The organism is Aquimarina sp. 2-A2, assembly GCF_045505135.1.
GTDB lineage: Bacteria > Bacteroidota > Bacteroidia > Flavobacteriales > Flavobacteriaceae > Aquimarina > Aquimarina intermedia.
In genome coordinates, this window is the sequence record NZ_JBJKFI010000001.1 from 1,122,335 (window position 1) to 1,136,718 (window position 14,384).

Annotated in this window: 14 protein-coding genes; 12 read left to right on the forward strand and 2 right to left on the reverse strand. The window is 37.8% G+C overall.

Going from position 1 to position 14,384, the window contains the following annotated elements; translation table 11 throughout:
- Positions 1-3: 3 nt before the first annotated feature.
- Positions 4-981, reverse strand: a complete 978-nt coding sequence (locus tag ACJRPK_RS05100) for a M23 family metallopeptidase (protein ID WP_148781376.1) — start codon at positions 979-981, stop codon at positions 4-6.
- A 200-nt stretch (positions 982-1,181) separates the two neighbouring features.
- On the opposite strand from ACJRPK_RS05100, the gene alaS reads away from it, so the two are divergent.
- Positions 1,182-3,818: an alanine--tRNA ligase gene (alaS, locus tag ACJRPK_RS05105; protein WP_407138713.1), complete on the forward strand. Its 2,637-nt coding sequence runs from the start codon at positions 1,182-1,184 to the stop codon at positions 3,816-3,818.
- 57 nt (positions 3,819-3,875) lie between these two features.
- On the forward strand, positions 3,876-4,823 hold the full coding sequence (locus ACJRPK_RS05110) for a GSCFA domain-containing protein (RefSeq protein ID WP_407138715.1): 948 nt from the start codon (positions 3,876-3,878) through the stop codon (positions 4,821-4,823).
- Here ACJRPK_RS05110 and ACJRPK_RS05115 read toward each other — a convergent pair.
- Positions 4,812-6,584 (reverse strand): aromatic amino acid hydroxylase, encoded by a 1,773-nt coding sequence (locus ACJRPK_RS05115; protein ID WP_407138717.1) that lies wholly within the window; start codon positions 6,582-6,584, stop codon positions 4,812-4,814. The two genes, ACJRPK_RS05110 and ACJRPK_RS05115, sit on opposite strands and share 12 nt — an antisense overlap.
- A 159-nt stretch (positions 6,585-6,743) precedes the next feature.
- On the opposite strand from ACJRPK_RS05115, the gene ACJRPK_RS05120 reads away from it, so the two are divergent.
- The 10 genes from ACJRPK_RS05120 (at position 6,744) to ACJRPK_RS05165 (ending at position 14,222) form a co-directional block, all read left to right on the forward strand.
- Positions 6,744-7,313 (forward strand): TetR/AcrR family transcriptional regulator, encoded by a 570-nt coding sequence (locus ACJRPK_RS05120; protein ID WP_407138719.1) that lies wholly within the window; start codon positions 6,744-6,746, stop codon positions 7,311-7,313.
- A gap of 92 nt (positions 7,314-7,405) precedes the next feature.
- Positions 7,406-8,479, forward strand: coding sequence for a 1,2-phenylacetyl-CoA epoxidase subunit PaaE (gene paaE / locus ACJRPK_RS05125; protein WP_407138721.1), 1,074 nt, complete (start codon positions 7,406-7,408; stop codon positions 8,477-8,479).
- Between the two features lie 65 nt (positions 8,480-8,544).
- Complete coding sequence (paaA, locus tag ACJRPK_RS05130; RefSeq protein WP_148781382.1) at positions 8,545-9,501, forward strand: 1,2-phenylacetyl-CoA epoxidase subunit PaaA; 957 nt, start codon at positions 8,545-8,547, stop codon at positions 9,499-9,501.
- A 7-nt stretch (positions 9,502-9,508) separates the two neighbouring features.
- Entirely contained in the window at positions 9,509-9,793 is a 285-nt protein-coding gene (paaB, locus tag ACJRPK_RS05135) for a 1,2-phenylacetyl-CoA epoxidase subunit PaaB (protein ID WP_148781436.1), read from the forward strand.
- Positions 9,794-9,889: 96 nt separating this feature from the next.
- Positions 9,890-10,663 carry a 1,2-phenylacetyl-CoA epoxidase subunit PaaC gene (paaC, locus tag ACJRPK_RS05140; RefSeq protein ID WP_407138723.1) on the forward strand — a complete coding sequence of 258 codons (774 nt, stop codon included), beginning with the start codon at positions 9,890-9,892 and terminating at the stop codon, positions 10,661-10,663.
- Between the two features lie 51 nt (positions 10,664-10,714).
- Positions 10,715-11,215: a 1,2-phenylacetyl-CoA epoxidase subunit PaaD gene (gene paaD, locus ACJRPK_RS05145; protein ID WP_407138726.1), complete on the forward strand. Its 501-nt coding sequence runs from the start codon at positions 10,715-10,717 to the stop codon at positions 11,213-11,215.
- A 50-nt stretch (positions 11,216-11,265) separates the two neighbouring features.
- Positions 11,266-12,045 (forward strand): enoyl-CoA hydratase-related protein, encoded by a 780-nt coding sequence (locus ACJRPK_RS05150; RefSeq protein ID WP_407138728.1) that lies wholly within the window; start codon positions 11,266-11,268, stop codon positions 12,043-12,045.
- Between the two features lie 140 nt (positions 12,046-12,185).
- The gene (locus tag ACJRPK_RS05155) at positions 12,186-13,391 is read left to right on the forward strand and encodes a 3-hydroxyacyl-CoA dehydrogenase NAD-binding domain-containing protein (protein WP_407138730.1); all 1,206 of its coding nucleotides are present in this window, start codon (positions 12,186-12,188) and stop codon (positions 13,389-13,391) included.
- Positions 13,392-13,405: 14 nt separating this feature from the next.
- Entirely contained in the window at positions 13,406-13,792 is a 387-nt protein-coding gene (locus ACJRPK_RS05160; protein WP_407138732.1) for a four helix bundle protein, read from the forward strand.
- A gap of 7 nt (positions 13,793-13,799) precedes the next feature.
- A complete protein-coding gene (locus ACJRPK_RS05165) occupies positions 13,800-14,222 on the forward strand; it encodes a PaaI family thioesterase (protein ID WP_407138734.1) in 423 nt (140 codons plus the stop codon).
- Positions 14,223-14,384 lie beyond the last annotated feature (162 nt).

The following is a 14,384-nucleotide window of genomic DNA, read 5'->3' on the forward strand; positions in this document are numbered from 1 at the left end:
GAGTTAATCTAAAGTTTCATTAATAAGGGAAGAAGCTTTTAGCATTTCATTGAATTCTTCCGAAGTTAAACTACCGTAATAGAAGTTTCTTGGATTAATGCGTTCTCCATCTTTAAAAATCTCATAATGTAAATGAGGTGCTACAGATCTTCCGGTACTTCCTACAAACCCTATGATATCACCCCGCTTAACTTTCTGACCTCTTTTTACATTGTATTTACTTAAATGCGCATATAAACTTACGTAGTTGAAACCATGATCAATACGTACGTGGTTTCCATAACCTGTAGAGTTAGCATCTGCTCTTTTTACGATTCCATTTCCCGATGCATAGATGGGTGTACCTGTGGGTGCAGAAAAATCCATGCCATGATGAAATTTTCTAGCTTTGGTAAAAGGATCATTACGCCACCCGTATCCGGAAGCCATACGCTTAAGATCTGAATTTTTGATAGGTTGTATCGCAGGGATGGTCGCTAGTAATTCTTCTTTCTGTTCTGCTAAGTCCGCAATTTCATCAAGGGATTTTGACTGGACAACAATCTGCTTTGTCAATTTGTCTAGGCGTTTATTGCTCTCAATAATCATTTCAGAATTATCAAAGCCCTCCAGATTTCTATATCGATTGATTCCGCCAAAGCCTGCGTTACGTAATTCTTGCGGAATTGGAGGTGCGCCAAAATACAATCGGTAGATATTATCGTCGCGTTCTGCAATTTCTCTTAAAATATCTTCATCCCGTTTTAAGCGGTTGTTAAGAATATCAAATTGCAATTCCATATTTTCCAATTCTCTCCTGTATGCTTTTTCTTTAGGTGTTTCTAGTTGCGGAATGTTAAGGTAGATCACCAATAAAACGAATCCGGCTAGAAAAGTACCTAACACCCCAATGAGTGCTAAGCCTAGCTTGCGTCCTTTCTTTTGCTCAATTTTGCGATATGAAAGTGTATCGCTATCATAGTAATATTTAACCTTTGACATAATCTAAAATATGCTATTTTTGCAGGGCACCAGCCAAAAACGGCTTAATTGAACCCAGTTGAACGCAACAAATATAAGAAATTGTTGTAAAGTCCAACATAAACTAGCAATATAGCGATAGTAATGCTACGTTAAATTGGTGTGAAATTTTTAGGTAAGCAAAATAGGTGAATAGCCTGATTAATTGTAGAAATAAGCGCATGAAATCCCAAGAAATTAGAAATACATTTTTAGAGTTTTTTACTTCAAAACAACATACCGTCGTTCCATCGGCACCAATGGTGATCAAAGATGATCCAACATTGATGTTTACCAATGCTGGGATGAATCAATTTAAGGAGTACTTTTTAGGTAACGGTATTCCTAAAAGCAATCGTCTGACAGATACGCAAAAATGTCTTCGGGTTAGTGGTAAGCACAATGATCTTGAAGAGGTGGGGATGGATACCTATCATCATACAATGTTTGAGATGTTAGGGAATTGGAGTTTTGGAGATTACTTCAAAAAAGAAGCTATTCATTGGGCGTGGGAATTACTGACTGAAGTTTTTGGTGTTGATAAAGATATCTTATATGTCTCCGTTTTTGAAGGTGCAGAAGAGGATGGCTTGGGTATGGATCAGGAAGCTTATGATTTATGGAAAGCAATTGTTCCGGAAGATCGCATCATCATGGGTAATAAAAAAGATAACTTCTGGGAAATGGGAGATCAGGGACCTTGCGGACCTTGTTCTGAAATACACGTGGATATTCGATCAGCAGAAGAGAAAGCGAAGGTTTCCGGAAGAGACTTAGTAAACGCGGATCATCCTCAGGTGGTAGAAATCTGGAATCTGGTATTTATGCAGTTTAATCGCAAAGCTGATGGTTCTCTTGAAAAATTACCGGCGCAACATGTGGATACAGGGATGGGATTTGAGCGATTATGTATGGTATTGCAAGGGCAAAAATCCAATTATGATACCGACGTCTTTACACCCTTGATCAGAGAGATTGAAACTATAACAAATACCACATACGATAAAGATAGTGATCCAAATGAAACCGACGGAAAAGTGAGTGTGGCTATTCGCGTGATCGCAGATCACTTAAGAGCTGTCTCTTTTTCTATAGCTGATGGTCAGTTGCCAAGCAATACGGGTGCTGGTTATGTGATTCGTAGAATTTTACGTCGTGCTATACGCTATGGTTTTACTTTTTTAAATACCAAAGAACCCTTTATCTACAAGTTGGTAGAAACATTGAGTGCTCAAATGAGCTCGGCATTTCCTGAGCTTACATCTCAAAAGAATTTAATCACTAATGTAATTCGTGAAGAAGAACAATCCTTTTTACGTACGTTGGATCAGGGATTGTCACTATTGGATACGGTGATTGCAAATACCAAAGATCAGAAGGTTTCCGGAGAAAAGGCATTTGAATTATATGACACCTATGGTTTTCCAATCGATTTAACTGCTTTAATTTTAAGTGAACAGGGGTATGCACTGGATGAAGCTGGTTTTACTGCAGAATTACAAAAACAAAAAGATAGATCCAGAGCAGCTTCTAAAGTGTCTGCGGGAGATTGGAATATTTTACAAGCCAATCAATCGGAAATTTTTGTTGGCTATGACAGCTTAACGTCTGATGTACAAATAACACGCTATCGCAAGGTGGAAAGTCAAAAAGACGGAGAGCTGTATCAAATTGTGTTTGACCAAACCCCATTTTACCCCGAAGGAGGAGGACAAGTGGGAGACAAAGGGTATTTGGAGGCCGCTAATGGTGATGTTGTCTATATTATTGATACCAAAAAAGAAAATAATCTTATAATCCATATTACAAAGAATTTACCTAACAATATAGAGACTACTTTTAAAGCAGTTGTTGATGCAAAACGACGTGCCAGAACCGCGGCAAATCATACGGCAACGCATTTATTACATCAAGCATTGCGATCAATCTTAGGAACCCATGTAGAGCAAAAGGGGTCGATGGTGCATAGTGGTAATTTACGTTTTGATTTTTCTCATTTTGCTAAGGTTACTGCCGAAGAACTAAAAGAAGTAGAAGATTTTGTGAATGCTAGAATCAGAGAAGGATTATCTCTTGAAGAGCAGCGTGGCATTTCATATGATCAGGCGATAAAAGAGGGAGCTATAGCTTTATTTGGTGAAAAGTATGGGGATGATGTTAGAGCCATTCGTTTTGGCGAATCTATGGAGCTTTGTGGGGGAACTCACGTACAAAATACCAGCAACATCTGGCATTTTAAAATTATATCTGAAGGTGCAGTTGCTGCCGGAATTCGACGTATTGAAGCAATTACGAATGATGCAGCAAAAGAGTATTTTACTTCGCAGTCTGACGCTTTTACTGAAGTGAAGAAGGTATTGAAAAATGCAAAAGATCCGGTCAAAGCAATTAGTACGTTACAGGAAGAGAATACGCAACTTAAAAAACAAATTGAGACCTTGCTTAAAGACAAAGCAAAGAATTTGAAAAGCGAACTCAAACTTGAATTTCAGGATGTAGATGAAATTAAATTCTTGGCAAAAGCAGTTGACCTGGATGCAGCGGGAATAAAAGACTTGTCCTTTGAGTTAGGAGGAGAGATAGAAGATGTGGTCATTGTTTTAGGAACAGAGCATGGAGGAAAAGCCTTATTGTCGTGTTATATTTCTAAAACATTGGTAGAGAAAAAAGAGTTAAATGCAGGCAAGGTTGTTAGAGAGCTGGGTAGATATATCCAAGGCGGTGGCGGCGGACAACCGTTTTTTGCGACAGCAGGAGGTAAAAATCCGGAAGGTATCAATGAAGCCTTGCAACATGCTAAACAAGTAGTTTTTGGTTAATACCTTTGTAGTGCCATGTATTAGCAACAAAGTAATGCTTAACGTTAGCAATATCAGATGAATTTACAGACAAAAATTCCTTTACATCCTCAAGATCCAAAAATCGACTATGACGATAAGATAATGTCGTTGGGCTCCTGTTTTGCAGATAATATTGGAGAAAAGTTTGCTTATTATAAATTTCAAGCTCTTGTAAATCCGTTTGGGGTTTTGTTTCATCCCAAAGCTATTGAAACTTTCTTGTGGATGGCCACGCAGGACGAACGCTATGTGGCCAACGATTTGTTTAATTTTAATGATCGTTGGCATTGTTTTGATGCGCATTCAAAAATTACGGCTGATAGTCAGGCCGAGCTCTTAGAAACACTCAACGCCAAATTAGTTGAAGCAAAAGCACATTTACAAAAAACGACACATGTTTTTATTACACTTGGCACCGCTTGGGTGTATCGTCTCAAGGCGATGGATATGGTTGTTGCTAACTGTCATAAAATTCCGCAGAAAGAATTTGATAAAGAGCTGCTCTCAGTTGAAGAAATATCACAATGTTTACAAAATTGCCTTCATTTTATTCGCAGTATCAATCCTGAGTGTACAATAATTTTTACTGTATCCCCCGTACGCCATAGCAAAGACGGATTTATAGAGAACAACAGAAGTAAGGCGCATTTATTAACTGCAATTCATGAGGTTGTATCGCAAGAGGAACGGCTGAACTATTTTCCTGCCTATGAGATTGTAATGGATGAGTTACGAGATTACCGCTTTTATAAGCCGGATATGCTACATCCTACAGAGACAGCTATTCAGTACATCTGGGAACGATTTATGGAAGTTTGGATAGATGAAAAAACATTGGTCACCATGGGTAAAATTGAAGAAATTCAGCGTGGTAGTGCCCATCGCCCTTTTCAGCCCAATAGTAAGCAACATCAGATGTTTCTGCAAAATCTTGAGGAGAAAAAACGGTTATTACAACAAGAATATAGCTTTCTATCCTTCTAAAAGTTCTTTTTCTTCAATATCGGCAATAGATAATCCACTATTGATCAGATGTTGGATTTGAGGTTTTTGCTGTGAAATGGTAGCCAACCTGTCTTTGATTTTTCGCGCAAACGAGGCATCACGATTAACCACTAATTCATAAACTTCTAAAGCCAACAGCCATTCGGTAGGATAATTTTTTTCCAATACATCGAACACGGCTTCTAGAGAAAATTTAGTGTTTTCTCCATTCCGAATATTACTAACCGATCGGTATAATTCATGTAATTCGTTTTCAGTGTTAGTGTAGTTGGGTAGTTTTGCATCTTCGGTGGGTTGATGTGTGACCAGATCAAACGAATAATCGTCTGCCGGTCCGGAGAAGGCAGCGATAATTTCTTTTCCTACGGCTAAGTCAAAAGTTCCGTATTCCGGCTTAAATAGTATCTCATCATTATATTTAATGGTGCATTCACTAAACTGAATCAATATAAGTTCGCCTTTGATATTTCGTATTCCGGTAATATTCAGACCTGCAATGGTAATACCGCTTTCAAATTCAAATTCGATATACTCACCATCATAAAAATGATAGGCCTTGAGATCCCTTGGAGACATATTCTCAATAGCCAGATTTATTCCTTTCAATTTACCTAAAGGAGATCTGAAACCATTGGGATGACTGTTTATGCCGTGTCCGGTTACTTCTTTCTCACGATAAGACAGTGCAGTGGGACCTGTGGTTTCAAAATAGATGACCTCATTATCCTCATTTTTTAGCATACGCGTAAAAATTCCTGAGATCTGTAAGCCTGTGCTTAATTCAATAGTACCCAGATTTTCAGATTCAATTAATTTAGCTAACCCTCGATGACCACCCTTACGTAAAGCCATGGTATTCGCAAATTCTTCGAGTACTTGACTCAAATAAGCAAAATCAGGAGTGACAAATAATTGTGGTTGCGGTTTGGTGATGTCAAAATCCTGAAAAGCTGCTTCAGGAGAATAGGGTAGTTTTTTTACTTTGTCGGTCATACACCATTCACTTTCTCCGATAGAAGAGAGTAGGCCGGCTCCATAAATCTTCGGATCATCTACCGTTCCTATTAATCCATACTCTACAGTCCACCAGTGTAAATTGCGTAACAACGCCATTTCAGAAGGTTCGCTTTTTTCATTTTGTAAAGCAATAATTTTTTCTTCAGTCTTTTTGATCAAGGTTTCATCCTGATCTTTGGATTCTTTTAAGATCGATAGGAGACGTACTGCTTCGTACATTTCATAATCCTTTTTGGAAGAAATTGCTTTAGAACCAATTTTGCCAAAACGTCTTAAGTATTCTGCATAATCCGGATTTGCAATGATAGGAGCATGACCCGCAGCTTCATGAATGATATCCGGAGCAGGGGTATACTCAATGTTCTCTAATTGACGAATATCAGAGGCGATAACCAGAATATTATATGCCTGAAACTCCATAAAAGCATTGGGAGGTATAAAACCATCTACCGCTACAGCTGCCCATCCGATTTCTTTCAAAATTCGGTTCATACCATACATACTGGGTATGGTGTCAACAGAGATTCCTGTTTGTTTAAGACCTTTTAGATAAGAGTGATGTGCTACTTTTTGAAGGGTTTGGATGTTTTTGCGCATCACGTAACGCCATACCGCTTGATTTATTGGCGTGTAATTTTCGTAATTTTGAGGCTTTACAAACTGTAATAAATGTGGCGGAAGCTTATCTATGAGCGGATTTGACGGAATGGAATCAGTAGACATACAAGTAAAATTATTCGACACTATAAAGAAAGGCAAAATTTAAAGCTTTATTTGCAAATTTTATAGTAAAATGCATTAGTAATTTGGGGATAGGTTGATGCTTATTATGCAAATATGATTTTAAGCTTTATTTTTGAATCAAAGACAAGTAGACATTGCATGAAACCAGAAAATAGAAAGCAAGAAATTATTAACGCAGCAGCAGTGTTGTTTAAAGAAAAAGGGTACAGCGCTGTAACCATGAGAGATTTGGCTAGTGCGATGGGGATAAAAGCAGCAAGTCTTTACAACCATATCCAATCGAAGCAAGAGATTCTTAGCAATATCATAATTAGTCTGGCCGAGGAATTTTCAACTGGGATCAATTCCATAAATGACTCAGAAACTAATGCTATCCAAAAATTAGAAAAAATTATTGAACTGCATATCGATGTGACCTTGCGCAATGCTGATGGGTTAGCTTCCCTTAACAATGATTGGATGCACCTTGAAGAAAACAATCTTTTATATTATGAAAAAATGCGACGAGAATACGAGGATATTTTTAGAGCGATTGTTAAAAAAGGTATCCGTGCAGGCGATATTAAAACGTACGATGTGGAAATTATCGTTTTTTCCACCCTGTCGACATTGAGAACGTTGTATTTATGGTATCCTAAGCAAAAGAAAATTAACCCGGAGCTTTTAAAGCATGATATGATCTCTGTTTTACTAAAAGGATTGGTCTAAAATTTGTAGTAATTAAATTAACAATCAAAATTTGTTTTTGAAACTAACAAATGTTAGTTTTGTTTTAAATTAAACGCATTGCGGCACTATTTATGCATAAATTTTTTAAAGTTAAAGTAGCTGAGGCTCAAAAGGAAACAAAAGATTGTACATCTATTACCTTTGAGATACCAGAAGCGATAAAAGAGGAGTTCTCTTATAAACAAGGTCAGTATTTGACGTTGAAAACTAGTATTAATGATCAGGAAGTACGACGCTCGTATTCCTTATGTTCTAGTCCGATAGAAAATAAATGGCAGGTAGCAGTAAAGAAGATTAATGGAGGTGTTTTTTCTACCTATGCGTGTAACACGCTAAAAGCTGGAGATGTAATTGAGTTATTGCCACCCAATGGTAATTTCTATACCGAAGTGGATACGACAAAAGCAAAGAATTATATTGTATTTGCAGCAGGTAGTGGTATAACACCAATTTTATCTATTATAAAAACGCATTTAGCATTGGAGCCTAATAGTACCTTTAAGTTGTTTTACTTGAATCGTACTGCAAAATCAATTATCTTTAAAGAAGAGATTGAGGCACTGAGGAATACCTATTTTGGAAGGTTTGAAATATTTTATTTTTTGACCAAAGAGCAGCGAGATATTCCATTGCTTAACGGAAGGTTTACCGCTGAAAAGTTACAAGAGATTACCTCAAAACTGCTAGATGTTTCAGAAGTTGATGAATGTTTTATTTGCGGGCCTGAAGAAATGATATTTTTGATTCGGGACTCATTACAGGAAGCAGGATTAGAGAAAGATAAAATTCATTATGAATTATTCTTTTCCGGTGCAACCGACGAAGATAAAGCTAATGCGGCTAAGGCTGTTGAACATAAATATGAGGGAACACATGTAACAATTATTGATGGGGGTAAGGAGTTTCACTTTGATATGGGGGATGATTATGACAATATTTTGGATGGTGCACTTGCTGCCGGTGCAGATTTGCCATTTGCCTGCAAAGGAGGTGTGTGTAGTACCTGTAAATGTAAGATTGTAGACGGTACTGTTGAAATGAAGATTAATTATGCGCTTGAAGAGGATGAAGTAGCCAAAGGTTTGGTACTGTCCTGTCAAGCAGTTCCAACCACAGAGAAGGTAGTGGTGGATTTTGATGTATAAAAAGCTTGTTTTTTGCGAAGTGATCGATGCATCGCAAAAACTAAATAATTTAATACGAGGATGCTATGAGTGATAAAGAGATTAAAAATTTAGAAGAGATTTTTGAGCAACGTATTGCACGTGATGAAAAAATTGAGCCCAAAGACTGGATGCCCGAAAAGTATCGTAAAACACATATACGACAAATTTCTCAGCATGCTCATTCTGAGATTATAGGAATGCTTCCCGAAGGAAACTGGATAACAAGAGCTCCTTCTTTACGTCGTAAGGTAGCATTACTTGCCAAGGTTCAGGATGAGGCAGGGCACGGATTATATCTATATAGTGCTTGTGAGACACTTGGTATTTCTAGAGAAGAGCTATATGAACAATTACACTCGGGTAAAGCAAAGTATTCCAGTATTTTTAATTATCCAACTATCACATGGGCAGATATGGGAGCTATTGGTTGGTTAGTTGATGGTGCTGCGATTATTAATCAGGTACCATTATGTAGCACATCGTATGGTCCGTATGCACGCGCCATGGTTAGGGTATGTAAGGAAGAAAGTTTTCACCAACGTCAGGGGTTTGAGATTATGATGAAGCTTGCTCAGGGTGCACCTGAACAAAAGGAGCTGGCACAAGATGCGTTGAATAGATGGTGGTGGCCTTCATTGATGATGTTAGGACCTACAGATGCTGAGTCGGTGCATACAGAGCAGTCAATGAAATGGAAGTTGAAGCGTAAGACAAACGATGAATTACGTCAGCAATTTATTGATCAAACGGTGCCACAGGCAGAATTAATAGGATTGACCATTCCGGATCCTGATCTCAAATGGAATGAAGAACGTCAAAGTTATGATTTTGGCGAAATTGATTGGGATGAATTTTGGCAAGTAGTCAAAGGACATGGTCCATGTAATAAAGAACGACTTGATGCACGTGTCAATGCATGGGAAGAAGGGACATGGGTAAGAGATGCTGCGGTAGCATATGCAGAGAAGCAGGAAGAAAAGAAACTTAAACAAGCAATTTAATAGCATACTGATGAAAAATTGGCCACTTTGGGAAATATTCGTAAGAAGTAAAAATGGTTTAGAACACCGTCATTTTGGGAGTTTACATGCTGCAGATGCAGAAATGGCTTTAGAAAATGCACGCGATGTCTATACGCGCAGAAGCGAGGGTGTAAGTATTTGGGTGGTAGAATCAAAAAATATCACAGCTTCTAACCCAGAACATAACGGGGAGTTATTTGAGCCTGCACATGATAAAGTATACAGGCATCCCACATTTTATGAATTGCCTGATGAGGTAAAACATATGTAAATATAAAGAGGGAAGGGTATCCTTTGCTCTCATCCTGAATTTTACAAAATGAAATAGCGAATAAGTGTAATGAGTATTAGAGAATCAAGTTCTAGAATGAAAACGAATACAACAGATATTTCCGAAGTTTTAATTCAATATATATATGGAATTGCTGATAATGCTTTGATTTTAGGGCAGCGTTTATCAGAGCTTTGTGGACATGGTCCAAATCTTGAAACGGATATTGCAGGAACCAATATTGCACTGGATTTACTAGGGCAAACCCGCAGTTATTATCAATATGCAGCTCAACTTAAAGGTGGGGACACTACAGAAGATGATATGGCGTATTTGCGCACAGAGCGGGAATATAAAAATGTGCTACTGGTAGAACAGCCTAACAAACATTTCGGGTATGTCATAGCAAGACAATTTTTGTATGATGTGTTTCATGTTATGTTGCTTGAAAAGTTACAAAACAGTCAAGACCCTACGTTGGCAGCAATAGCAAAAAAAGGAATTAAGGAGGTACGATACCATCAGCGATTCTCATCAGACTGGATTAAGCGATTGGGGGATGGTACGCCAGAGAGTCATGATAAAATCCAAGAAGCCATTAATACATTATGGACGTATACAGATGAACTCTTCCATATGACCGAAGCTGATACGAAAGCTGTGGATATGGGGGTAGGAGTTGATGCAAGTGCGCTTAAAGGGGAGTATTATACTCGAGTTCGAGAGTTATTAGATGCATCAACCTTGGAGGTTCCTGAAATGAAATGGTTTCAAAAAGGAGGAAAACAGGGAATTCATACGGAACATATGGGATATTTACTTGCAGATTTACAATATATGCAACGCACCTATCCCGGAATGAAGTGGTAAACTTAAAAAGGAATGTAAAATTATATAAATTACATACGTGGTTTTAACACAATGACAACGACAGATCAACATATAGCAACCGATTTAATTTCGATATTAGAAGGAGTTTCTGATCCAGAGATTCCCGTGTTGTCTATTATGGACATGGGTGTTGTTCGTACCGCTCAATATGACGGAGATATAGTGTTGGTAGAAATCACTCCAACCTATAGTGGGTGTCCTGCAATGGACGTTATTGGGGACGATATTATTACTGCTTTTGCTGAAAAAAATATTGAAGCAAAAGTTTCCCTGGTGTTATCCCCGGCATGGACCACAGATTGGATTACCGAGAGAGGAAGAAAAGCACTCGAAGATTATGGGATTGCAGCGCCACTTGGTGAGGAGGCCGATAAGCAAGTGCTTTTAGGAGATAAACGTCTTGTAAAATGTACTAATTGTGGATCTACTAATACAAAGATGGTAAGTCAATTTGGTTCCACAGCTTGCAAAGCGCTGTTTAAATGTGAAGCGTGTCAAGAACCCTTCGACTATTTTAAGTGTCTAAAATAATTCAGATAAAATAAAAGCAACCCAACTATTTTCAAAATACACACAACTTAATGAGCTCAATACTTGTAGAATTTCACAACGGAGTAGCAAAAATAATATTCAATCGTCCCGAAGCATTTAACAGTTTTAATCGCGAGATGGCTTTACGCTTGCAGGAGACTTTAGATAAATGCACAGTAGACACCAATGTTCGTGCGATCATCCTTACCGGTAACGGGAAAGCTTTTTGTGCAGGTCAGGATCTCAAGGAAGTTACTTCTCCGGAGCTCAATCCTGGTTTCCGAAAAATTCTTGAAGAGCATTACAATCCGATTATAGAACGTATTCGTACTATCGAAAAACCTATCATAGCAGCAGTCAACGGAGTGGCGGCAGGTGCTGGCGCTAATATTGCTTTAGCGTGTGATATCGTCGTGGCAGCTGAGCACGCGAGCTTTATTCAGGCATTTAGTAAAATAGGACTTGTGCCCGACAGTGCAGGAACATTCTTCTTACCAAGACTTATTGGTTTTCAAAAAGCCTCAGCGCTTATGCTATTGGGAGATAAAGTAGACGCCAAGCAAGCCGAAAGTTTAGGGATGCTCTATAAAGTTTTCAATTCAGATACATTTGAAGAAGATTATATGAAACTGGCAACGCAGTTGTCAAAGATGCCTACTAAAGCACTTGGATTGACCAAAAGATTACTAAACAATTCTATGACAAATACTGTGACAGAGCAATTGGCGTTGGAATCTGAATTACAAATTGAAGCGGCTGAGAGTGAAGATTATGCTGAAGGAGTGACCGCTTTTGTAGAAAAACGCAAACCGATCTTTAAAGGAAAATAAACATTAGTTATTATTAAGTTTGATCTTTTTCAAGCAATAGTCTGATATAACGAGACCAAAAAAGTAACGCTGCTAATGACACCTTACTATGTTTTTTAATGCATAGAAAGTGCAAGCAACAATAGTATAATTTTTAAGGTATGATTAAAAAAGTAGGAGTTATAGGATCAGGAACAATGGGAAGTGGTATTGCCCAAGTAGCTGCCACTGCCGGATGTTCAGTAAAACTATACGATACCAATACAGCCGCTTTAGAGAAAAGTGAAATAGCCTTAGATAAAGTGCTTTCCAGATTAATAGAGAAAAACCGTATTGATGCGACCGAAAAGCAACGAATACAAGACAATATCTCTTATGTAACTTCTTTGTCAGATCTGGGAGATAGCGAATTAACGATAGAAGCAATAATAGAAAATCTGGAGATTAAGCAACAAGTATTTACAGCGCTTGAATCATATGTTTCAGATACAGCCATTATCGCTTCGAATACCTCGTCTTTATCCATAGCATCCATCGCCGCCTCCTTACAAAAACCCGAACGCTGTATCGGGATTCATTTTTTCAATCCCGCACCATTGATGAAATTGGTAGAAGTAATTCCCGCAATTCAAACGTCAGAGGTAGTTTTGGATAGTATTACACAAACTATAAAAGATTGGAAAAAAGTAGTTGCAGTGGCTAAAGATACTCCAGGCTTTATTGTAAATCGTGTCGCACGTCCTTTTTACGGAGAATCTTTACGCATTTATGAAGAAGGAGTTGCTGATATAGCCCATATCGACAAGGCTTTAAAATCTTTAGGAGGTTTTAGAATGGGACCCTTTGAGCTAATGGATTTTATCGGGAATGATGTGAATTATACAGTCACCGAAACTGTTTTTGAAGCTTTCTATTTTGACCCGCGATACAAACCTTCTTTTACCCAGAAGCGATTATCAGAAGCTGGGTATCTTGGACGTAAAACAGGAAAAGGATATTATCATTATGACTCCAATGGTAAGCTGACTTCGCAAAATGTAAGCAATAAGATCGTCTCTACTTCCAATGAAGAAGATTCAAAGGACGCAGTTTCACAATATATTTTCGATCGTGTATTGGTTATGCTTATTAATGAAGCGGCCGACGCACTTTTTTGGAATATAGCTTCTGCTGAAGATATTGATAATGCCATGACCAAAGGTGTTAATTATCCTAAAGGCTTATTGCAATGGGCCGATGAAAAAGGTATTGATTGGTGTGTGACACAACTTGATATACTTTACGAAGAGTACCATGAAGATCGCTACCGTTGTAGTCCATTACTGAGGAAAATGCAAAAAAATAGTGCTAACTTTTTTATCAACTAGTCGCCCAAATTGATATGAAACCAGAACAGAATAAAACCCCATTTAAATTTGAAGACCTAATTATATACAATAAATCTGTTGAATTAGGCGAATCGATACAGCAACAAATCAGTAAATTTCCTAATGAGGAACGCGCACGACTTGGATTGTTTTTTAGCAATGCAGCAGATGCCTTGGCGATTAATATAGCTGTAGGCTCCGAAAATAATAAGGAAACCTTTCTTTTGGCTTTAGAAGATGCCTCCAATGCAGCGTATGAATGTGTGGTTTGCAGTACTAAAGCAAAATTACGAGGCTATATATCTGAGGAAGAAGATCAAAAGAATAGGGAAGATGTAGTAGAATTGATCAAAATGATTACTTCTTTTAAGAATCACATTCAATCAAAATTGAATTCATAATGTATTTATGGCAGAACAAAAAATAGAGAGTACGAGCATTCCGCATCACATGCTTAGTAACGATGCATACAGCCAATGGTTGGGAATTGAAGTTTTAGAAGTAGCAAAGGGTTATTGTAAGGTAGGTATGACTATTCGGAATGAAATGCTGAATAGTATGGGGAAAGCACATGGTGGTATTTCTTATGGTTTGGCGGATACAGCGTTTGGTTTTGCTGCGAATACCCATGGTAAATATGCAGTTTCTATTGAGACGAGTATCAATCATATTGAAGCACTTGAAGCGGGAGATTATATCACCGCTGAGGCAGTTACTGATATTGCGAAAACTAAAGTTGGATTTAATATCATCGAAGTAAAGCGAGGAGAAGAAATTGTCGCATTATTTAAAGGAGTTGTATATAGAACCAACAAAGATTGGGAAATGTAAAATTTAAAAGTGACCAACTTCGATCTTTGTTATTTTGCATTTAAAATTCATAATTATTATGTCACCTCGAGCGGAGTCGAGAGGTTTTTTAAAGAGGGTAAAAGAAAAAATATAATAATAAATCTAAACTGAAAAGTAATTCACTTTAGCATTCATTATTTT